Below are 21,849 nucleotides of genomic sequence, written 5' to 3' on the forward strand. Positions count from 1 at the left end.
TATGATTGCTATGAATAAATCGCTGATGAGAAAAATTTTTGCTTTTTTCTGGTTGCTTTTTACCGTAATGCCGGCTTTTTCTCAAAACGACCGGATGACTGTTCATGGAAAAGTAAGCGACAGGGAAAGTGGCGAGCCTTTACCGGGAGTAAGCATCTCGGTAATTAACTCGGCCGGGTTGGGTACCTTCTCAACCAAAGAAGGGTTGTACACCATTAAGGTGGAGCCCTATCATAAATTATTGTTCTCGTATGTGGGCTACGATCAGGTGGAAGTACAGATAACGGATAAGGATACGGTGAATGTTTCGCTGCAAAAGTCAACTAACAGGGCTATGGACGAAATTGTTGTTACAGCCACCCGTGTTGAGAAAAAAATTAACGTAACCGGCGCCATTACTACGGTAGATATTGATGCCATCAAAAAAACATCTCCAAGTGCCAGTATCGTAAATTCGCTGGCGGGTAATGTGCCGGGAATTATAGCTATGCAAACTTCCGGGCAGCCCGGAAAAGACATATCCAATTTCTGGGTTCGGGGTATTTCTACATTTGGAGCCAGCAGCAGCGCGCTGGTACTGATAGATGGATTTGAAAGAGATATTAATGAAGTGAATATCGACGATATTAAATCGTTTTCTGTACTAAAAGATGCCTCTGCCACGGCCATGTACGGATCCAAGGGTGCAAACGGTGTGCTTTTGATAACCACAAAACGCGGAATCGTTGGCAAAACCAATATAAGCGGAAAAGTAGAATCATCCTACAATACCCGTACCATCACTCCCGAATTTGTTGATGGAAATACCTACGCCAGTTTAATTAATGAAGCGCAAATAACACGAAACCGGCCTGCTATATATAGTCCGGTAGAACTGGAATTATTTCGTTTGGGCATGGACCCTGATTTGTATCCCAATGTGGATTGGAAAGATAAACTGCTAAAAGACGGGGCTATGACCTACAACGCCAATCTTAACCTGAGTGGGGGTGGTACTACAGCCCGGTATTTTGTATCCGGTGCTTATCTGGATGAGAAAGGGATGTATAAAACCGATGATGCCATCAAAAAAGATTATAATACGAATGCCGATTTTAAAAGATGGACATATAGGTTAAATACCGATGTGAATGTAACTAAAACAACGTTATTGAAATTGGGCGTATCAGGTTCCTTAAGAAAAAGAAACAGCCCCGGTTTGGGAGATAATGATGTGTGGGGCGAGCTGTTTGGTTATACTGCCATTCGCACGCCCATTTATTACTCCAACGGATATGTGCCTGCTGTGGGCACAGGTAATCAAACCAATCCCTGGGTGGCGGCTACTCAAACCGGCTTTAATGAAACATGGGAAAATAATATTCAAACCAATGTTACGCTAAACCAGGATCTGAACTTTATAACAAAAGGATTAAAATTTGAAGGCAGCTTTGGTTACGACACCTATAACAACAGCACTATCGAACGCCGAAAATGGCCGGAGCAATGGAAGGCAGAGCGGTACAGGGATGCTAATGGAAACCTGGTTCTCAGGAACATCTCCGGCCCAAGCGAACTGTTTCAGAACAGTTACTCTGAGGGCAGCCGCAGGGAGTTCCTCATTGCTTTGCTCACTTATAGCCGCACTATAAAAAACAGTCATAATATAGGGGTAGACGCGAGATATACGCAGGAAGCCAGTACATTTACACAAAACCTGGGAGCCGATATTAAAAACGGTATTGCGAAGAAAAACCAGGGGCTTGCAGGGCAGGTATCCTATAACTGGAAAAGTAAATATTACGCCAACTTTAATTTCGGCTATACCGGGTCGGAAAACTTTGCTCCCGGGCACCAGTTTGGTTTTTTCCCCGCAGGTTCGGTGGCATGGAATATTGCCGAAGAAAATTTTATTAAGGAGAACCTGAAGTGGATCAATTTCTTCAAGCTTCGTTATTCCTATGGCAAGGCAGGTAACGATAACCTGGGAGGTGACAGGTTCCCGTATTTATACACTATCGGAGGTGGACTGGGCGGCTATCAATGGGCAGAATATGGGAGCGTTAAAGGTTTCGGAGGAAGAGGGTACACGCAGGTAGCATCGCCGTATGTAACCTGGGAGGTGGCTACCAAGCAAGACCTTGGCCTGGACTTATCGCTTTGGCATGATAAATTTTCGATGACGGTTGACGTATTCAGGGATGAGCGTACAGGTATTTATATGGCAAGAAACTTCTTACCCGGTTATGTGGGCCTTACCAGTACACCAAGGGCAAATGTAGGCGCTGTGCGTTCTACGGGCCTTGACGGAAATTTTACAGTGAAACATGATTTTAATAAGGTAAACGTAACCCTGCGTGGTAATATAACTTACAGTAAAAATGAAATACTGGAGCGGGATGAGCAGCAAAGTGTATATCCCTACCAGCTGCAGAAAGGATACCGGGTTAATCAAACAAAAGGTTTGATTGCATTAGGTCTGTTTAAAGATTATGATGATATCCGTAACAGCCCCGTCCAAACATTTGGCGCTTATCAGCCCGGAGATATTAAGTACAAGGACGTAAACGGAGATGGCGTTATTAATGGTGATGATGTTGTTGCCATTGGCTCTACCAGTACCCCTAATTTAGTATATGGCACGGCCGTTTCTGTAAGCTGGAAAGGGTTAGATATGGGCTTCCGGTTGCAGGGGGCAGGAGAATCGAGTTTCTTTATATATGGAAAAACAGTTTATGCTTTCAGCGAAGGCGAATGGGGTAACATCCTGAAGGGCATGGTTGAAGACAGGTGGGTCTCGGCGGATATTTCGGGCGATCCCGCAACCGAAAACCCCAATGCGCCCTATCCCCGGTTAAGCTATAATGGTAATGGCAATAACTACCGGGCTTCTACCTATTGGCTGCGTAACGGAGCATATGTAAGGCTTAAAAATGTGGATGTCGGCTATACGCTTCCTAAAGAAATGCTCAATAAAATGCACATGAGCAGTTTGCGCGTGTATTGTTTGGCCACAAATCTGTTAACCTGGGCCCCTTTTAAATTATGGGATCCGGAAACAACAAATCCAAGGGGCGAAACTTATCCTTTAGCCAAGTCGGTTACTCTGGGACTAACAATCGGTTTATAATATAAAACGTATTTTGATGAAAAAAATAACAACACTATCCATTTTTATTGTAGTGGCGGCGCTATTCATTTCCTGCAAAAAATATTTGAAGGCCGATCAGTATTTTAAAGATCGGATGACCCTCGATAAATCATTTAATAATGTAGATTACATTGAAGAATGGCTGGCAAACGCTTACTCATACATCACCGGTATCAATGCTGATGTGGCGAGTAAAGGTTACGAACCATTCAACTTTGCCGATGATATGTATTACGGGGACAGGGATGGGGCGTATGATCCACAGAATGCCAGCTCTTTGAATTATAACAAATTTAGTTTGGGTAACTACAATGAGGGCGATGTGCAGTCCTGGACACAATGTTACCAGGGTATCAGGAGCGCCTCTATATTCATACAAAATATAGACCAGTCTACCGTAATAGATGCGAACATGAAAGCAGATTATAAAGCGCAGGCCCGGTTTTTACGTGCTTATTGTTACTGGCTTTTACTCAGAAAGTACGGTCCAGTCCCCATTCTTCCGGAGGAAGGAATTGACTATACAGAAAGTTATTCAGACCTGGCTTTACCCAGGAACTCTTATGAACAATGCGCTGAATATATTGGCAAAGAAATGGCGCTTGCCGCCAAAGATCTGCCGCAGAGCCGTGGCCAGTTAGCAATAGCCCGGCCTACCAAAGGCGCTGCGTTGGCCACCCGTGCCAAAGTATTTTTATATGCGGCCAGCCCCTTGATGAATGGAGGTCAAAAGAGTATGGATTATAAAGCACAACTGGTGGATGATAAAGGAACGCCGCTACTTTCCGCTACTTACGATGAGCAAAAATGGGCCAGGGCAGCCGCTGCGGCAAAGGATGTAATGCAGTTGGGTGTTTATTCCCTGTTTGTTTCACCCTATAAAGCATCGGGTACCATCACTCACCCTGCTACCATAAAACCTCCCTATAACGCTGAGTTTTCGGATAAGGCATGGCCCGATGGATGGGCTGATATAGATCCGTTCGATTCTTATCGCGCCCTGTTTGATGGCGAAGTTCCGGCTTCTTCAAACCCGGAACTGATCTTCACACGTGGGCAGAACCAATCCAGTGAAGGTATTAATGTGATGGTGGCACACCAGTTGCCACGTATAGCCTCCGGATGGAACACACATGGTTTAACGTTAAAGCAGGTGGATGCTTATTATATGGACAATGGCTCCGATGTGCCGGGGAGAGGGTTGGAGTATGGAAGAGGGGATGGCAGCCAGCGGGTAGAAGGCTATGTGACCCAGCAGGATGTTGATGCCGGGAAATATAAACCCCTCGCATCCGGCGTATCCTTACAATTTGCCAACAGGGAACCTAGGTTTTATGCCTCAGTGGCCTATAATGGCACTGTGTGGCACCTCACCAATGAGTCGGAGGAAAAGAACAGGAGACAGAAAGTGTTTTATTATCGTGGCTCGGGTAACGGTTATACCAATACCATGTTCTGGCTGAGAACCGGTATCGGCGTGATGAAATATGTAAACCCGCAGGATACTTATCAAAGCAATAGCCTAAGTAAAATTGTACCTAAATATGAGCCCGCAATTCGCTATGCAGATATATTACTGGCCTATGCCGAATCTTTAAATGAATTAAAAAGCTCGCATAATATACCCAGCTGGGATGGTTCAACCGCTTATACCATCACAAGGGATCTTAATGAAATACGCAAAGGGATTAAGCCCATCAGGATCAGGGCCGGGGTACCCGATTTTTCCGGTACTGTATATTCAAACAGCGATCAGTTACGGACAGCCATAAAACGTGAACGGCAAATTGAATTGATGGGCGAGCAGCAACGGTATTACGATTTGCGCAGATGGGAAGATGCCGCTACTGAGCTAAGCCTTCCTATATATGGCTATAATACGCTTATGACCGAATCTCAAAGAGACCTGTTTCATAAGCCGGTAGCCGCTTTTGCACTTCAAAGTACCTTTGCTTCCAAAATGTATTTCTGGCCTGTTTCAATTGATGAACTGAGGCGGGATGCCCGTTTAACGCAAAACCCGGGCTGGCAAACTTATAAATAATTAAAATATTTACGCGAATGAAAAAGATAGCTGCATTACTATCCATCCTGTTTATTTTTGGATGTATAGCCTGTAATAAGAGTTGGGTTTCTGAACAGTTTACGCAATATGTATCCTTTAAAGCGCCTGTAAACGGTGATAACGTTACGCCTATTTATATCCGCTACAATCCTAACGGCATTGTCAATTATCAATTACCCGTAATAGTTAGTGGCTCCACTAATAACGACAAAGATTTAACGGTACATATAGGGTTAGACCCTGATACGCTGCGTACCTTTAATGAAACAAATTTTCAAAACAGAACCGACATCTATTATAAAGAGCTGGTAAGCCAGTATTTTACAGTTCCCGAAACGGTGTTTATACCAAAGGGAGAAAATACCAGTTTGACAACCATTGGTTTCTCGCTTAAAGATATAGACCTGGTAGATAAATGGGTGCTGCCGCTTACAATAAAACCCTCAGGCGATTACACGCCCAATCCCAGAAGAAATTTTGCAAAGGCATTATTGAGGGTGATACCTTTTAATGATTATTCGGGAACGTATAGCGGTACTGCGCTCAAAGTGTATCTAAAAGGCGAAGAAAGTGGAGCAGCAATAGTGAGTAGCGAAATACAGGGTTATGTTGTGGATGAGAGTACCGTCTTTTTCTACGCCGGTACTGTAGATGAAAATAAGACGGATAGAAAAAAATATAAGATATACGCCCATTTTAATAATCAGACAAAACAAGTTACGCTTACCTCAGATAATCCTGCCATGAAGTTTAAGGTAAATCAAAAAATTTATTTTTCTGTTGAAGACGTTAAAGATGCGCTTCAGCCTTATCTTGTTCACAGGTATGTTACCATTAATAATATTGATTACAACTTTACCGATTATACCTCTGTAACCAATGGCTCCATCGATTATACTGTTCGCGGATCGTTGATTATGGAAAGAAAGATCAATACACAGATACCCGATGAAGATCAGGCAATACAGTGGTAAGTAGGAAGCAGAACAGCAAATGGGGAAGAAGCATCGGATTAATTATTTGTAAATTAAATCAGAATGAAAAAAGCAACCTCTTTATTGGCAATAACGATGTCGGTGTTAATGTGCTCGTTACATGCAATGGCACAAAAACAAAAGATAACCAACAAAAACTTTGAAGGCCTATGGCAGATAAGTATGCAAAAATCACCTGCGGGCGGTGATAAGTTTTTACCGCCCCGATCCAATGATTTTAAAATTTATGATGCCAATGGAAATTTCAGGCACATTATTTATACAGGTAATAAGTACGCGGAGCTTTCAAACGGGAAAATTGAAATCACTTCCGATTCTACTTATACCGAGCATTTAAACAGGCATATTGGAGTTCCGCCCTCTGTAAAAGAAGGAAAAGTCGTATTCCTTTTTTTAGACGAGCATACGTTCTTAATGAAATGGACTTTGAATAACGCTGCCGGCCAGGAGATATACGAAAGGGTAAAGTAGCATTATGATACCGGTGCGGGAGCCCTGTAATGCTTCCCGATTATTTTTGTCGCTCTCTGCGCCGCCTGTTCTTTTTCAATGTTCGAGGGCTTGTTCCCTTTTTTTGTCAACTCAAAAGGATTTTGAAGAATGAACTGTTTTGACTAATTATTGAGACGTCTTACAGCTTTTTTTCACTGTTTTTTGAGGATTTTTGTTCTTTGTACCTTAGCGCCCCTGCCTGCCGCAGGCAGGTTTGTGGTTCATCCCATTAAAGCCATGAATACAAAACCCAATTTATAAAGTAAAATTTTTTTTGAATGATGAAGTGTTTTTTTAAGTCCCTGGTTTTTTTAGTAGTTGGTTTGTCTTTTCTTACGGGGTATGGTCAGGGGCGTAAAGCGCCGGCCTATCCTTTAATTACACACGATCCGTATTTTAGTATATGGTCATTTACTGACGAGTTGAACGCATCACCCACCAAACACTGGACAGGAGCTGATCAGTCATTAGTAGGTTACGTAAAGGTAGACGGGAAAATATATCGTTTCTTGGGTGCGGAGGCAAAAAGCTATAATGTACTGCTTCCTGCATCGGAAGATAAAACCTACAGTGTAAAATATACTCTAACAGCGCCGGCAGGCGACTGGTATGCTACCAGTTATAACGACAGTAAATGGAAGCAGGGCGCAGCTCCCTTTGGCGATGATAAGAGTATTGCCAAAACAGCCTGGAGCTCCGGTGATCTTTGGGTGCGCCGGGAGTTTACCCTCTTGAATAATGAAGAAGAAGATCTGTATCTGAAATTGAATCATGACGATAATATCACGGTTTATTTAAATGGAAAGCAGATCTATACTAAAGAGGGTTGGGTGCATAAATACATATATGTGCCCGTTAAGAATGCGTCGTCTGTTCTGAAAAAAGGAAAAAATATATTAGCCGTTCATGTCAAAAACACAGCGGGTGGCAGCCATCTTGATTTCGGTCTGGTGAAAGAAAGAAAAACCTTACCGGCAGCTGTTGCCGGCGCTGTTCAAAAAAACGTGGAAGTAAAAGCCAGCCAGACCATTTATGATTTTACCTGCGGACCGGTTGACCTGAAAGTAACCTTTACCTCACCACTGGTATTGAACGACCTGGATCTGCTGGCAAGGCCGGTATCCTATATCAGTTTTGACGCCCGTTCCAATAACGGGATGGCGCATGCGGTAGAGGTTTTACTGAACACTTCCTCTAACCTGGCAGTAAATACGCCTGCCCAGGAAGTGGTCGCCAGTAAGTATGCCGCAAAAGGATTGTCTATCCTGAAAGCTGGCACCATTTCCCAGCCTGTACTGGCAAAGAAAGGCGATGACCTGCGTATAGACTGGGGCTACGTTTATGTGGCGGTTCCGCAAAACACCAGCAGCCTTCAATTTCTGTCCAATTCTGAGGCGGTTGCGTTGAGTGCCTTTGCAAAGAGCGGCAGCAAACCTGCGGCAGCAAAGCTAACCGGTAAACAGCTATCGCTTGCTACGATCCTTAACATGGGCAAAAGCACACAGGCTTCCGGGAAAATTATGCTGGGCTACGATGATATATGGTCCATACAATATTTTGGAAAGAACCTGCGCCCGTGGTGGAATAAAGAGAATAACTCCAGCATAGAAGACCAACTGGCTAATGCCAACGCAGGCTATAATGCAATCCTGCAAAAATGTACCGAAGTAGATAAAACCATTTATAACGATGCTTTAAAAGCCGGGGGAGAAGCATATGCCAGGTTGTGTGAGATCAGTTACAGGCAGGCTGTTTCGGCCCACAAGCTGGTGCAAAGTCCGCAGGGAGAGCTGCTCTGGCTGTCGAAAGAAAATTTCAGTAACGGTTGTATTAACACGGTAGACCTCACGTACCCTTCTGCCCCTTTGTTCCTTGTATATAATCCTGACCTGGAAAAAGGAATGATGAATGGTATTTTTTATTACAGCGAAAGCGGGAAATGGAAAAAGCCTTTTGCAGCGCATGATATAGGAACCTATCCATTGGCTAACGGGCAGGTGTATGGAGAAGATATGCCGGTTGAAGAATCCGGTAATATGATCATCCTGGCGGCCGCTATCGCAAAAGTAGAAGGTAATGCAGAATACGCGAAAAAACACTGGGGTACCATAACAACATGGACCGATTACTTAGTGAAAGATGGTTTTGATCCTGCGAACCAGTTATGTACCGATGATTTTGCAGGGCATCTTGCACGCAATGCGAACCTTTCTTTAAAAGCCATTATGGCTATTGAGAGTTATGCAACGCTGGCAAAGATGCTGGGTAAAAATAACATTTACGAAAAGTACCACAGTATTGCAAAGAAAATGGTGCCCGAATGGATGAAATTAGCTGATGACGGGGATCACTATACGCTGGCTTTTGAGAAAAAAGGTACTTGGAGCCAGAAGTATAATATGGTATGGGATAAAGTTTTACAATTCAATATTTTCCCTGGCGAAGTTTTTGAAAAAGAAATGGCATATTACCTGAAAAAGCAGCAAGCTTTTGGCCTGCCCCTGGACAGCCGTAAAACCTATACAAAAAGCGACTGGATTGCGTGGACAGCCTGTTTAACAGGTAATGACAGCGATTTTGAAGCGCTGATAAAGCCTGTTTACAAATATGCGCTGGAAACACCTACCCGTGTGCCTTTAGGAGACTGGTATGAAACTACCAATGGTAAGCAGGTGGGCTTCCAGGCAAGAAGCGTGATAGGCGGCCATTGGATGAAAGTGTTGGATCGCAAATTGAACAGGTAATTAGTCGGAGCTTATATGTAATGCGATAAGAATATCTATAGATTGAAAGACTGTTACATGGGGATACTGTTGCATTTATAAGGCAGATTTGAACTGCTGCCTTCGGGCAGTATGTTGATAGGACTATTGTCTGTAATGGCGTTATATTTGACAGCAGAATGTAAAACAGATGAGCTTTAATAAAAAGGAAGGCGAAACAGAGCTGAATGATTTACCCGGGCAGTATGCTGAAATGGTGCAAAAGCCTGGCTGCAATGGGCCGAAAACATGAATATGTTCCCCAACCTTAATCATATCAATCTTCTGTTATAATATAATTTAGTTATGAAGGTTCAACTTTTAATTTTTTTGTTATTGCCGGCATCTCTGTTTGCCCAGACAGCCGATTTGGTAAAGTATGTAAATACCCTTCAGGGCACTAATTCAAAGCATGAGCTTACAAGGGGAAATACCTACCCTACAACGGCATTGCCTTTTGGTATGCATACCTGGACGCCGCAAACCGGCAGCAATGGGGACGGATGGAAATACCAGTATTTCAAAAAGACAATAAGAGGGTTTCAGCAGGCACATCAATGTAGCTCCTGGACGAATGATTATGCTGTATTTTCATTTATGCCGGTAATGGATAACCTGGTAGTAAATGAAAACGACAGGGCACTGGAGTTCAGACATGAGCATGAAACAGCTAAACCGCATTACTATAAGGTGACTTTTGATAATAATATTACTACCGAGATGAGCCCCACCGAACGCGGTGCTCACCTGCGGTTCAGCTTTCCGGAAGGCCATAAAAGCTATCTGGTGCTGGATGGATATACAAGGGTTAGTGGCGTGAAAATATTTCCGGCAGAAAGAATGATCACTGGATATGTAAACAATGGTCACGGATTTCAGAAAGGTTGGAAAAGCTATTTTGTTGCCGTATTTGACCAGCCTTTTAAAAGTTATGGAGTATGGGAAAACAGGCACAATAAGGTGAGAGAAAATATTAATTCGGATGAAGGAGATGGGGTAGGTGCTTATATTCAGTTTAAAGAAGGAGTAAAGGTACAGGTTAAAGTAGCCTCGTCTTATATAAGCGAAGAACAGGCCATGCTGAACCTTACAGCAGAATTAGGGAAGGACAGGCAGCTTGAGGATACAAAAAAACGGGCCTGGAAAATATGGAATGATCATTTGTCGCGGATCATGGTGGAAGGCGATTCGGAAGAAGATAAGGCTACGTTCTATTCCTGCTTTTTCAGGGCCAGCCTGTTTTCCCGGAAATTTTACGAGATCAATAAAAATGGCAGGCCCTGCTATTTCAGCCCATACGATAGCAAAGTGCATGACGGTTATATGTTTACCGATACCGGTTTCTGGGATACCTTCCGGGCGCAATTCCCCTTAAACGTACTGTTGTATCCAACCATGCACGGCCGCTATATGCAGGCATTACTGGATGCGCAGGAGCAATGCGGATGGCTGCCCTCCTGGAGCTTTCCCAATGAGCAGGGCAGTATGATCGGCAATCATGCCATATCGCTGCTGGCCGATGCCTGGGTAAAAGGCGTGCGTACTTTTGATCCGCAAAAAGCGCTGGAAGCCTATCATCATGAAGCTAACAACAAAGGGCCGTGGGGGCCTGCAAATGGACGCGACGGATATAAGGCCTATAATAGTTCAGGCTATGTTCCTTATCCTGAATACAGAGAGGCAACTGCCAAAACGCTGGAATATGCTTATGATGATTTTTGCGGGTATCATCTTGCAAAGCTCACGGGTAATGAAAAGTATGCGGAAGCCTTCGGCGCAAAAATGTACAATTATAAAAATGTTTTTAATCCTGCCAGCGGTTTTATGGAGGGAAAGGATAAAGAAGGCAACTGGAAGAAAAATTTTGATCCCACAGAGTGGGGAGGCCCTTTTACTGAAGGCAATGCCTGGCATTGGGTATGGTCTGTATTTCATGATATAAAGGGTTTGATCGCTTTGATTGGGAGCGATGAGCAGTTTTGTGCAAAGCTCGATTCGGTTTTTGCTGTTCCCAATACGGTAAATGTGGGCACTTATGGTGGCCTGATCCATGAAATGACCGAAATGGTAATGGCCAACATGGGACAATATGCGCACGGTAACCAGCCGATACAACACATGGTCTATTTGTATAATTACGCAGGCCAGCCGTGGAAAGCTCAATACCACGCAAGGGAAGTGATGAAACGTCTTTACAATGCCACAGAAGATGGTTATCCTGGAGATGAAGACCAGGGGCAAACCTCTTCATGGTATGTGTTAAGCGCTTTAGGCTTTTACAGCGTTTGTCCCGGAACAGATGAATACGTAATCGGTAGCCCTTTGTTTAAGAAGGCTACTATTCAATTGGAGAACGGTAAAAAGTTTGTGATAGAGGCCAAAGGAAACACCAGTAAGGCAGTTTATATTAACAGCAGCCATCTGAATGGAAAGCGGTACACTAAAAACTTTATTACCTACAAGGATATTATAAAAGGAGGCGTACTGAAATTTGAAATGGAACGGATGCCAAATACCCAAAAAGGCACTGGCCTAAATGACAGGCCCTTTTCCGTATCGGCGTTGACGTCTGAATAAAGCTTTACGGTTGGTTAATAACGTACGGTGGCACATTCTTCGTAGCGCCTATTGCAGCGATCTGCCCGAGAAATAATACCTGGCGATCCATTTCATTACTTCAATATCAGCCCTGCCAAAGGTGGAATGTTTAACGTGATCCGGTATTTTTTAGTTGCTGCGTCAAGAAGCTCTGTCCTGATATCTTTATTAAACACATCTCCCGTACCATCGAATGCTTTAGCGTCTGAATTAAATAGTTCTTTCGTATATTCTTTGCCGTAAGTTTCAATAACCCAGTCATAGTGCACTGCAGGGGTAGCATTTAAAATAATCAGAACATCATCCTCCGCTTTTTCCCCTTTACGTTTATATACCATGATACATTCGTTCCTGTGGTTCAGGTCTACCCACTCAAACCCACTTGTTTCAAACTGTTGGCTATATAATGCTTCTTCTTCTCTGAGTATTTTATTTAATGCTTTAAGGCAGGCCTGGGCGCCTTTATGGCTGTTATGTTCCAGTAAATGCCAGTCTAATTGCGATTTATAATTCCATTCGCTGGTTTGCCCGAACTCGCTGCCCATAAACAATAATTTACCGCCGGGGTGGGTCCACATATAGGTAAAGAATAATCGCAGGTTGGCAAATTTTTGCCACAGATCACCGGGCATCTTAAACACGAGGGGACTTTTGCCATGTACCACTTCATCATGGCTGATAGGCAGCATAAAGTTTTCATCATAGTAATACATCATGCTAAAGGTAAATTTGTTCTGATGATGACTTCTGTATATGGGATCGAGCTTGAAGTAATCAAGAGAGTCGTGCATCCAGCCCATCATCCATTTCATTCCAAAGCCAAGCCCGCCTTCAAATGTGGGCTTTGATACGCCCGGCCAGTCGGTAGCTTCCTCTGCAATGGTTTGTACGCCACGAAAATCCCTGTACACCATTTCATTCAAATGCCTGATAAACTCAATCGCTTCCAGGTTACCATCGCCACCGTGCTCATTGGGTTCCCATTCGCCTTCGTTACGTGAGTAATTCAGCTTTAGCATCGAGCTTACCGCATCCACCCTTATCCCGTCAATATGAAACATTTCGAACCAGAACCTTGCATTGCTGATGAGGAACGACTTTACTTCTCCTCTTTTGTAGTTGAAAATATAGCTGTTCCAGTCCGGGTGAAACCCTTTGCGCATATCTGCATATTCGTAGGTATGATTGCCGTCAAACATAAAAAGGCCATGCGAATCATACGGAAAATGAGAAGGTACCCAATCGAGGATCACACCAATGCCTTCCTGGTGAAACGCATCTATCAGCCGCATTAAACCCTGAGGATCGCCAAACCGCGATGTAGGCGCATAATATCCAGTGATCTGGTAGCCCCAGCTTCCGTCAAAAGGGTGCTCAGCTACCGGCATAAACTCTACATGCGTGAATCCCATTTCCTTAACATAAGGTACCAGCTTTTCTCTTATTTCGTCGTAGGTAAGGTATCTGTGCTCATCTGCCGGATCGGGCCTTTGCCAGCTGGCCAGGTGCACTTCGTAAACGCTCCAGGGTGCATTTAATGCATTATGCTTTTCTCTTTTTCGCATCCACTCCTCATCTTTCCATTCATAATGCATATCCCAGGTAATAGATGCCGTTAATGGTTTTACCTCCCAGAAGTTGGCAAAGGGATCACCTTTGTCCACCAGGCAGTTGTTAGCTCCTGCAATATGGTATTTATACACTTCTCCCAATTGTAACCTGGGTATAAATCCTTCCCATATACCGCTTTTATCCCATCTGGGTGTTAGCGGATGCGATAGTTTATTCCAATCATTAAAATTGCCGGTAACGAATACAAACTTTGCACTGGGCGCCCATATGCAAAAATACATTCCCCAAGTGCCGTTTACCTGTAAAGAATGAGATCCGAATTTTTCGTAAAGGCTGTAATGGGTACCGTTTTGGAAATTTCTGATATCTTCATCGAGGAGGAGTGAATAATTCCAGACAGGTTTTGATGTATCGATAAAATGCTCCTTTTCGAAATTTTCCTGTATGGTTTTTAAGTTAGTAGCCATTGCAAATGTTTGAAGCAATTTACGATAATTATAGCAGCAAGCCGGTATAATTTCATTGGGGGCATTCGAGGTAGTACCATCCGGTAAAACCTCGTACCAGGGGAGCAGGTTGAGGTAAGGTTCAGTTGCAAGAAAACTTTCCTGCATTGCTGAAATTTTTTGACATTTTAAAACCTGCCATTTACCGGAGAATTACCCTTGTTCACCGGTTTAATATAGATCAGGTTCTTTCAAAAGGTATATTTTTGATTGGATTCGGGGAATCTGCTATCTACGTAATTTTCGTATATATTCGGTTCGGTCGGATCATTTTAACAAAAGTTTGTTTATAAGTATAATTTTTTTGCTTTTTGTTTATGCATTTTTGCTCATCAGGCATCTTAATAGGCTTATAATTAATATAATTACTCTATGAGAAGGTTCTTAACGCTGCTTTTGACTATTATTGTAACTGCTTCAGCTTTTTCACAAACCACGAATATAAAAGGAATGCTTGTGGATTCTACCGAGAAGAGAAGCTTACAAAATACGGTTGTTGTATTGTTGAACAGTAAGGATTCTGTTCTGGTAGATTTTACGAGAGCAGGGGCACAGGGTGCTTTTGAGCTGAATGCAGCAGACACCGGGAGTTATATTTTGCTGGTTACCCATCCTTACTTTGCTGATTATACCGATAAGCTGCAGCTGCAGCCTGGTAAGCCTTTAGATCTTGGGGCCATTAATATGCTGTCTAAAAGCAAGCTGCTGGAAGAGGTAGTGGTAAAAGGTGGCGCGCCTATAAGAATTAAGGGAGATACCACTATTTATACTGCCGATAGTTTTAAAGTACGGGAAGGTGCTAATGTAGAAGAGCTGCTGCAGAAGCTGCCAGGTGTGCAGGTAGATCGCAACGGGCAAATAACGGCGCTTGGCGAAAAGGTAGAACGGTTCCTGGTAGATGGAGAAGAGTTCTTTGGAAGCGATCCCGGCATTGCCACAAAGAATTTAAGGGCAGATATTGTGAAGGATGTACAGGTATATAAAGGGAAAAGTGACCAGGCCGCTTTTACAGGCATTGATGACGGCCAGAGCAAACAAACCATGAATCTTGTATTAAAAGAGGATAAGAAGAAGGGATACTTTGGGAAATTGGAAGCAGGGGGCGGGCTAAAAAACAATCAACTGCCTGGCGATCAGGATAAGTTTAATAATGCACTGATGTTTAATGCCTTTAAAGCAAAAAGAAAAATTGCGGTATACGGCATTATGAGCAATACAGGCAAGCTGAACCTGGATTGGGACGACCGGAGTAAATATGGTGGCGGCACCGACGTGCAAACCACCGATGACGGAGGCTTTTATATGACATCGATGGGCGACTATAATCGAAGTGATGGTATCCCCACCAACTGGAACGGAGGCATACATTATAATAATAAGTTCAACCAGGATAAGCAAAGCCTGAATGCGGGGTACAGGGTTACTAAAATAAACGCCCCCACCCGTACCCGTACCTATTCAAGGAACTTTTTACCCGACTCTACATGGCTGGGCTATAACGACAATAACTCGTACAGCTCTAATTTGAAACAGGGTGCCAACCTGATTTTTGAAACCAAGCTGGATTCGATGAATACCCTGAAGCTGACAGCACAGGGAAATATGAATAATAATGAGTCTGATTATAATTATTATAGTGAGAACAGGAATGTGGACAGCGCCTTTATCAATACCAATAACCGGCAGGGAAAAAATAAATCAGATAACAGGAATATAAATGCGAACCTGCTCTGGATGCATAAGTTTAAAAAATTGTACCGGACTATTTCTGTGAACGGGGGTTTTAATTATACAGAATCCAACGGTGAGGCATTGCTGTATTCAAAGCTGGATTTTTACAAAAATGGCGCTATTGACAGCACTGTTACTATAGACCAGAATACGCTGTCTGACAATGTGTCGAACAACGTAAACACGCGCATTGCTTATACAGAGCCTTTAATGAAAGATGTTTATCTGGAGCTGAACTATGCGTTTAACATGGGTAAAAATACGAATGATCGAAATGTTTATGCAAAAAGCGGTAGTGGTTATAACAACCTTATAGATTCTTTGAGTAATAATTATGAGTTTAACTCCATAAGCAATGCACCGGGCATAAGCTTCAGGTATAGTAAAAAGAAAATAAACCTTTCGGTTGGTACTTCCGCGGCGTTTACCACTTATGAGCAGATAGATCTTACCAGAAATATTACAAGAGATTACAGTTTTGTGAACCATAGCCCAAGAGCGAATATCACCTATAAGATAAAGCCAAGTGAATCGCTTAACTTTTATTATAACGGATACGGGCGGGCACCTTCTTTAGATCAGTTACAGCCGATACCTAATAATTCGGACCCGTTAAATATTTATGTGGGAAATCCTTCTTTACATCCTTCTTTCAGTCATAATTTCAGCCTTTACTACAACAGTTTCAAAATGTTGACCGAAAGAAATATATGGGGATATATGAATTATGGGTTTACACAAAATGCCTTTGTGCAATTCAGTGAGTTCAATGAAGGGGTACGCAGGTATTACACAGTCAACACGAATGGAGTGGCCAATTTTAACTCAAGTCTCAGCTATGGCTTTAAATTGAAGAGCTTAGGCATGCGGTTAGGCTTTTCCGGAGGATATAATTTTAACCGTAATGTTGACTTTGTGAGCAATTTTACGGCAAATAACGGGCGAAGCCAAAAGAATACCAGTACCACAAACGGCTACAGGTTCGGGCTTGATGTTTATAAAAGTGTAGATGGTAAATACGATTTTGGTATTTCCCCCGAGGCAGCATACAATACAACAAAAGCTACTGTAAGCACTACTGCCAATGCGGAATATTGGAGCGGGCGTTTAAATTTATGGGGGAATGTGCAGTTGCCGTTGAAGTTCGAGATCCGAACCGACCTGGATGGGAACCTGGTTCAAAAAGATCCCAGGTTTCCGGCTAATAACAGTTATGTGATCTGGAACGGCTTCCTTACCAAAAAAATCTATAAGAACCAGTTTGAGGCAAGGCTATCGGTATATGATATCCTGAATCAAAACAGGGGCTATAACCGGAATTTTAGCAGCTATAGCTTTACAGAAACATATCGTACCATTATGCAAAGGTTCTGGCTGGTTTCTTTTGTATGGAACATTACCAAGAACAGTGCAGCACCATCAAAATAAAATATATAATGAAGAACCTATTTTCAGCGGCTTTAATTTTTTTCGCGGGAATGGTACAGGCTCAAAAGTTTATCACCAGTGGTACCATTGAGTTTGAAGTAAAGACCAACCTCCATGCATCCCTTACCTATATGTGGGGTGATGAAGATGGTGATTGGGCAAAATCGCTTATTGCGGCACAACCACAATTTACGCTTAATTACTATAAATACTATTTTAACGGGGACAAGGCCAGTTACCAGTATGACAGGTCTGGCGATACGAAGAAGGTTACATCCTGGTTGTCGAATGTTAATGAAGATGATTTCTGGTACAACGATTATCAAAACAGGAAGTTTGTTAACCAGAAAGCTATCGACAATAATTATATCATTTCCGGGGATCTGAAGCAGATCAGGTGGAAATTATACCCCAATGATATAACCACTATAGCCGGCTTTAACTGCAGGCGTGCCAGTACGATATTGTTTGATAGTGTATATGTGTTTGCCTACTATACTGATGAAATTAAGATAAGCGGCGGTCCTATGAGCCTGAATGGATTGCCGGGAATGATACTGGGGGTAACCATTCCGCGTTTGTATACCAGCTGGATCGCTACAACACTCACGCTCGGCGAACCTGCCATTAAAGAACCTACCAAAGGTAAAAAGAAAAGTGAAACTGAGTTGATGCAGATCCTGACAGAAGTGGGGAAATCGCGTGCGAAAGAATGGAAGAATGCTTCCCGGTGGATGAACCCGATGATCTGGCGAACCTTTTTATAGCTACTCCCTGTATAGCAGCCGCATATTATGAACGGTTTGCTGCCTTACCAGGAACTGTTTTCCCGCGACGTATTTCTGCAGCGCTTCATCATTATAATGGCGTATGGTTAACAAGGTAAGGCCGGGCGTTACCTGTACATCAAAATTAAGCGCTGCTGCTGCCGCTAACCGGTTTATTTTATCTTCGCGGTGGTCAAAGGCATAAATAATGCTGATAGCGCCGCTCTGGGTAAGGGTAGGGGTAATGAACAGTTGCTCAAACAGCTCATACAATGCTTCGGTGTTGTGCTCACCGATAAAAGAAAAGTCTTTCGACTTTAATTCGATCATTACCTGGTTGCGCTTAATAACAATAATGGGTGGCAGGTTTTTACCAATACTATTATGGATAGTGGTTCCGGGTAGATCCGCATCCAGAAAGAATTTGACATAAAGTGGTATGCTTTTGTTCTGCAAGGGCTTTATGGTTTTGGGGTGAATGACCTGTGCGCCATAATAAGCCATTTCAATGACTTCCGTATAGCTCAGCTCATACAGGGGGCAGGCGTCTGCAACTTCCCTGGGGTCGGCGTTCATAATGCTTTCCACATCTTTCCATATGGTCAGGCTTTCTGCATCCAGCATATTCGAAAAAACCGCAGCGGTATAATCGCTGCCTTCCCTTCCTAGTGTAGTGCTTTCATTTTCGTGTGTGGCACCGATAAACCCCTGGGTTAAAACTATCAAACCTTTATCCAGACCGGGTTTAAGCAGTTCATCCACTTTGCCTTGTGTAAAGGACCAGTCGATATTTCCGTCCCTGAAGTTATCATCGGTTCTTATTATATCGCGCACATCGATCCATTCGTTATCGATTCCATACTCGTACAGGTAATGGCTTATAATAGCGGTGGATAATAATTCACCGGCACAGACGATCTGGTCGTAATAATAATCATACTCGCGTACGGGATGATCGTGCAGCAGCCACTCTACCTCGGTGAAGAAATCTCTTAGCCGGGTTTCACACGCCAGGTAGCTGGTTACCAGCAAATACTTTGCTGTGGTCAGGTGTTGTTGTTTTACCTGCTCAAAAAGCTGTAAAGCCTCCTCTTTTTTGTTACTGTAAAAAGCTTCAGCTACTTTTTCCAGCGCGTTAGTGGTTTTGCCCATAGCAGAAATTACTACCAGCAGCTTTTCATTTTTATTTTGTTGCAGGATATCCGCAACATTTTTGACCCGTTCAGCACTGTTTACCGATGCACCTCCAAACTTAAATACCTTTACCATTCCGATTTTTTAAGAAGTGCAAATGTCGATGTTTTTCTTAAAAGAGCCGTTTTCCCATTCAAATATTGTACGTTATCATATCAGTTCAGGTTTTATTCGTAGTTTTAGCGCATGGCTAATACGATCATCTCGGTGAAAGATCTTGTAAAGAACTATGGTGATTTTAATGCAGTAAAGGGCATTTCATTTGAAGTGTATGAGAATGAGATTTTCGGGTTACTGGGACCTAATGGCGCAGGTAAGTCCACTACTCTGGAGATTATAGAAACGTTGCGTAAAAAAACAAGTGGCACCATTACGGTTGCGGGCTATGATTTGGATCGGGATCCTAATGCTATTAAAAGTCTTATTGGCGTTCAGTTGCAGGCGAGCAGCTATTATCCGGGCCTGAACCTGTTACAGTTGATAGACCTGTTTGCCGGCTTATATAACCAGGAGGTAGATGGTATGAAGCTGCTGCGCTCTGTAAACCTGGAAGAAAAAGCCAGGGCAAAATTTAAAGAGCTAAGCGGCGGGCAAAAACAGCGTTTTTCTGTAGCAACCACACTGATTAATAAGCCCAGGGTTATTTTTTTAGATGAGCCTACTACCGGCCTTGATCCGCAGGCACGCCGTAATTTATGGGAGCTCATAAAAACAATCAACGCGCAGGGAACTACTGTTATTATTACCACACATTATATGGATGAAGCGGAGTATTTATGCAACAGGATCGCCATTATAGATTCTGGTAATATTGTTGCCCTTGATACACCGGACAACCTGATCGACCATTTGGTAGCGTCAGGTTTTGAACGGCCGCGCGAAGTAAAAAAAGCCAACCTCGAAGATGTTTTTATTCATCTTACAGGAAAATCATTAAGAGAACCGTAATTTTAATTTTTTAACAAATAATGGATTTACAACAAAAACTCAGAGCAGCGATGAATGAAAAAATTGAGCAACAAAAGCAGGAAGGCCGCGAATTTTTAGAGGCAAATAAAAACAAAGAAAGTGTGCACGAACTGGAAGGGGGCATACAATATGAAGTGATAAGAGAAGGTACAGGCGTTAAGCCGTTATTGTCTGATTCTATAACAGCGCATTACAAAGGTGCTTTATTGGACGGGAAGGAGTTTGATAGTTCTTTTAAAAGAAACCAGCCATTCACAGCAAGGCTTACACAGTTGATCAAAGGTTGGCAAATAGCTATTCCGCTAATGAAAGAAGGCAGTCACTGGAGATTATGGATTCCATCCGACCTGGCTTACGGCGACAGGGGCGCAGGCGCTGATATTCCCGGCGGAGCTACACTTTTATTTGAGGTGGAGCTGCTGAAAGTAAACCGTTAAACAATATATTTATGGAAATAGAAAACCAGTATCCCATCGGGAGACTGGAATGGAAAGCGTTTTCTACAGCAGAAAAAGAAAGCGCATTGGCCGCTCTCCGTTTCCTGCCGAATGCATTGGAAGCTGCTGTTACAAACCTTGATGAGGCCTGTTTGCATACACCTTACCGTGAGGGCGGGTGGACTGTTCACCAGCTGGTACACCATGTAGCAGATAGCCATATCAATGCTTATATCAGGTTTAAGCTGTGCCTGACTGAAGATGTACCAACTATAAAGCCTTATAATGAAAACTTATGGGCTCTGCTGGATGATGTGAAATCGTTGCCTGTAAATATTTCCATAACATTATTATATGCCCTGCATATACGCTGGTATGAAGCTATAAAAAAATTGAGTGATGAAGACTGGGAACGCAGTGCTTACCATCCCGGTATGCAAAAGGAATTATCGCTTTGGTATTTCCTCCAGTTATATGCCTGGCACGGCAGGCACCATGTAGCGCAAATAAACGGTTTAAGAGAAAAAATGAAATGGTAACCCGGGCGGGGATTTCGTGATTTATATGTTTACTTAAATAATTTAAGATGAATCTGAAATGGGAGATACTACAATCAGAGCAATTATTTAACGACCTGTGGTTTAAAGTACGGAAGGACACCTGCAGAACGCCACAGGGTAAAATTGTAACCCCCTATTATGTGTATGAGTTTCCTACCTGGGTTACCTGCTTTGCACTGACAGCAGATAATAAGGTGGTGATGGAGCTGCAATACCGCCATGCCATTGGTGAAACCTGCTGGGAAATTCCGGGTGGATGTGTAGATGATGAGGATGCGGATTTTGAAGCAGCCATCAAACGGGAACTGCTGGAAGAAACGGGTTATGAATTTGAACAGTTTGAATACCTGGGTAAAACCTGCGCCAACCCTTCAACCAATAATAACTGGATGCACATGTTCCTGGCCAGGGGCGGGAAAAAAACAACCGGACAAAGCCTTGATGAAAATGAAGAAATACATGTGGAATTAATGGACCTGGAAATATTTAAGGAAAAATTCAGGAACAATGAATTTATACAGTCCATGCATGTTACCTGTATGTTGTATGCCTTGTTGAAACTGGGGGAGCTAAAGGTGTAAATGAGAGATAGTTGACCGATGGCAGCGCCTGCCGTTATACATTCAGATCAGAAACCGGAAAT

At 43.0% G+C, this 21,849-nt stretch carries 14 protein-coding genes; 12 read left to right on the forward strand and 2 right to left on the reverse strand.

All coding sequences use genetic code 11. The features are described 5' to 3' along the window. Window positions 1-25: 25 nt before the first annotated feature. The 6 genes from ACYVBM_RS05235 (at window position 26) to ACYVBM_RS05260 (ending at window position 12,021) form a co-directional block, all read left to right on the forward strand. Entirely contained in the window at window positions 26-3,109 is a 3,084-nt protein-coding gene (locus ACYVBM_RS05235; protein ID WP_460684573.1) for a SusC/RagA family TonB-linked outer membrane protein, read from the forward strand. A gap of 16 nt (window positions 3,110-3,125) precedes the next feature. After that, window positions 3,126-5,174 carry a RagB/SusD family nutrient uptake outer membrane protein gene (locus ACYVBM_RS05240; RefSeq protein ID WP_460684574.1) on the forward strand — a complete coding sequence of 683 codons (2,049 nt, stop codon included), beginning with the start codon at window positions 3,126-3,128 and terminating at the stop codon, window positions 5,172-5,174. Window positions 5,175-5,191: 17 nt separating this feature from the next. Continuing rightward, a complete protein-coding gene (locus ACYVBM_RS05245) occupies window positions 5,192-6,169 on the forward strand; it encodes a DUF4973 domain-containing protein (protein WP_460684575.1) in 978 nt (325 codons plus the stop codon). Window positions 6,170-6,232: 63 nt separating this feature from the next. Beyond that, window positions 6,233-6,661, forward strand: a complete 429-nt coding sequence (locus ACYVBM_RS05250) for a DUF4488 domain-containing protein (RefSeq protein ID WP_460684576.1) — start codon at window positions 6,233-6,235, stop codon at window positions 6,659-6,661. Window positions 6,662-6,963: 302 nt separating this feature from the next. After that, on the forward strand, window positions 6,964-9,426 hold the full coding sequence (locus ACYVBM_RS05255; protein ID WP_460684697.1) for a glutaminase family protein: 2,463 nt from the start codon (window positions 6,964-6,966) through the stop codon (window positions 9,424-9,426). A 324-nt stretch (window positions 9,427-9,750) separates the two neighbouring features. Further along, on the forward strand, window positions 9,751-12,021 hold the full coding sequence (locus ACYVBM_RS05260; RefSeq protein ID WP_460684577.1) for a GH92 family glycosyl hydrolase: 2,271 nt from the start codon (window positions 9,751-9,753) through the stop codon (window positions 12,019-12,021). Between the two features lie 95 nt (window positions 12,022-12,116). On the opposite strand, the gene glgB is transcribed toward ACYVBM_RS05260, so the two are convergent. Further along, the gene (glgB, locus tag ACYVBM_RS05265) at window positions 12,117-14,228 is read right to left on the reverse strand and encodes a 1,4-alpha-glucan branching protein GlgB (protein WP_460684578.1); all 2,112 of its coding nucleotides are present in this window, start codon (window positions 14,226-14,228) and stop codon (window positions 12,117-12,119) included. 264 nt (window positions 14,229-14,492) lie between these two features. On the opposite strand from glgB, the gene ACYVBM_RS05270 reads away from it, so the two are divergent. Continuing rightward, the gene (locus ACYVBM_RS05270; RefSeq protein ID WP_460684579.1) at window positions 14,493-17,279 is read left to right on the forward strand and encodes an outer membrane beta-barrel protein; all 2,787 of its coding nucleotides are present in this window, start codon (window positions 14,493-14,495) and stop codon (window positions 17,277-17,279) included. An 8-nt stretch (window positions 17,280-17,287) separates the two neighbouring features. Next, window positions 17,288-18,046: a GLPGLI family protein gene (locus ACYVBM_RS05275; protein WP_460684580.1), complete on the forward strand. Its 759-nt coding sequence runs from the start codon at window positions 17,288-17,290 to the stop codon at window positions 18,044-18,046. Here the strand turns inward: ACYVBM_RS05275 and ACYVBM_RS05280 are convergent, their stop codons facing one another. Continuing rightward, the gene (locus tag ACYVBM_RS05280) at window positions 18,047-19,315 is read right to left on the reverse strand and encodes an aspartate kinase (protein WP_460684581.1); all 1,269 of its coding nucleotides are present in this window, start codon (window positions 19,313-19,315) and stop codon (window positions 18,047-18,049) included. Window positions 19,316-19,426: 111 nt separating this feature from the next. On the opposite strand from ACYVBM_RS05280, the gene ACYVBM_RS05285 reads away from it, so the two are divergent. The 4 genes from ACYVBM_RS05285 to ACYVBM_RS05300 are packed head-to-tail and all read left to right on the forward strand — an operon-like array spanning window position 19,427 to window position 21,787. Further along, window positions 19,427-20,188 (forward strand): ABC transporter ATP-binding protein, encoded by a 762-nt coding sequence (locus tag ACYVBM_RS05285; RefSeq protein WP_460684582.1) that lies wholly within the window; start codon window positions 19,427-19,429, stop codon window positions 20,186-20,188. Window positions 20,189-20,208: 20 nt separating this feature from the next. Next, complete coding sequence (locus tag ACYVBM_RS05290) at window positions 20,209-20,646, forward strand: FKBP-type peptidyl-prolyl cis-trans isomerase (protein ID WP_460684583.1); 438 nt, start codon at window positions 20,209-20,211, stop codon at window positions 20,644-20,646. An 11-nt stretch (window positions 20,647-20,657) separates the two neighbouring features. Continuing rightward, window positions 20,658-21,185 carry a YfiT family bacillithiol transferase gene (locus ACYVBM_RS05295; RefSeq protein ID WP_460684584.1) on the forward strand — a complete coding sequence of 176 codons (528 nt, stop codon included), beginning with the start codon at window positions 20,658-20,660 and terminating at the stop codon, window positions 21,183-21,185. A gap of 47 nt (window positions 21,186-21,232) precedes the next feature. Continuing rightward, on the forward strand, window positions 21,233-21,787 hold the full coding sequence (locus ACYVBM_RS05300) for an NUDIX hydrolase (RefSeq protein WP_460684585.1): 555 nt from the start codon (window positions 21,233-21,235) through the stop codon (window positions 21,785-21,787). Window positions 21,788-21,849 lie beyond the last annotated feature (62 nt).

The organism is Niabella aquatica (assembly GCF_054779315.1).

Excerpts from the sequence above, each read along its gene's own strand:
- ACYVBM_RS05235 (WP_460684573.1), top strand. The coding sequence starts at position 26 with ATGAGAAAAATTTTTGCTTTTTTCTGGTTGCTTTTTACCGTAATGCCG.
- ACYVBM_RS05240 (WP_460684574.1), top strand. The coding sequence starts at position 3,126 with ATGAAAAAAATAACAACACTATCCATTTTTATTGTAGTGGCGGCGCTA.
- ACYVBM_RS05245 (WP_460684575.1), top strand. The coding sequence starts at position 5,192 with ATGAAAAAGATAGCTGCATTACTATCCATCCTGTTTATTTTTGGATGT.
- ACYVBM_RS05250 (WP_460684576.1), top strand. The coding sequence starts at position 6,233 with ATGAAAAAAGCAACCTCTTTATTGGCAATAACGATGTCGGTGTTAATG.
- ACYVBM_RS05255 (WP_460684697.1), top strand. The coding sequence starts at position 6,964 with ATGAAGTGTTTTTTTAAGTCCCTGGTTTTTTTAGTAGTTGGTTTGTCT.
- ACYVBM_RS05260 (WP_460684577.1), top strand. The coding sequence starts at position 9,751 with ATGAAGGTTCAACTTTTAATTTTTTTGTTATTGCCGGCATCTCTGTTT.
- glgB (WP_460684578.1), bottom strand. The coding sequence starts at position 14,228 with ATGCAGGAAAGTTTTCTTGCAACTGAACCTTACCTCAACCTGCTCCCC.
- ACYVBM_RS05270 (WP_460684579.1), top strand. The coding sequence starts at position 14,493 with ATGAGAAGGTTCTTAACGCTGCTTTTGACTATTATTGTAACTGCTTCA.
- ACYVBM_RS05275 (WP_460684580.1), top strand. The coding sequence starts at position 17,288 with ATGAAGAACCTATTTTCAGCGGCTTTAATTTTTTTCGCGGGAATGGTA.
- ACYVBM_RS05280 (WP_460684581.1), bottom strand. The coding sequence starts at position 19,315 with ATGGTAAAGGTATTTAAGTTTGGAGGTGCATCGGTAAACAGTGCTGAA.
- ACYVBM_RS05285 (WP_460684582.1), top strand. The coding sequence starts at position 19,427 with ATGGCTAATACGATCATCTCGGTGAAAGATCTTGTAAAGAACTATGGT.
- ACYVBM_RS05290 (WP_460684583.1), top strand. The coding sequence starts at position 20,209 with ATGGATTTACAACAAAAACTCAGAGCAGCGATGAATGAAAAAATTGAG.
- ACYVBM_RS05295 (WP_460684584.1), top strand. The coding sequence starts at position 20,658 with ATGGAAATAGAAAACCAGTATCCCATCGGGAGACTGGAATGGAAAGCG.
- ACYVBM_RS05300 (WP_460684585.1), top strand. The coding sequence starts at position 21,233 with ATGAATCTGAAATGGGAGATACTACAATCAGAGCAATTATTTAACGAC.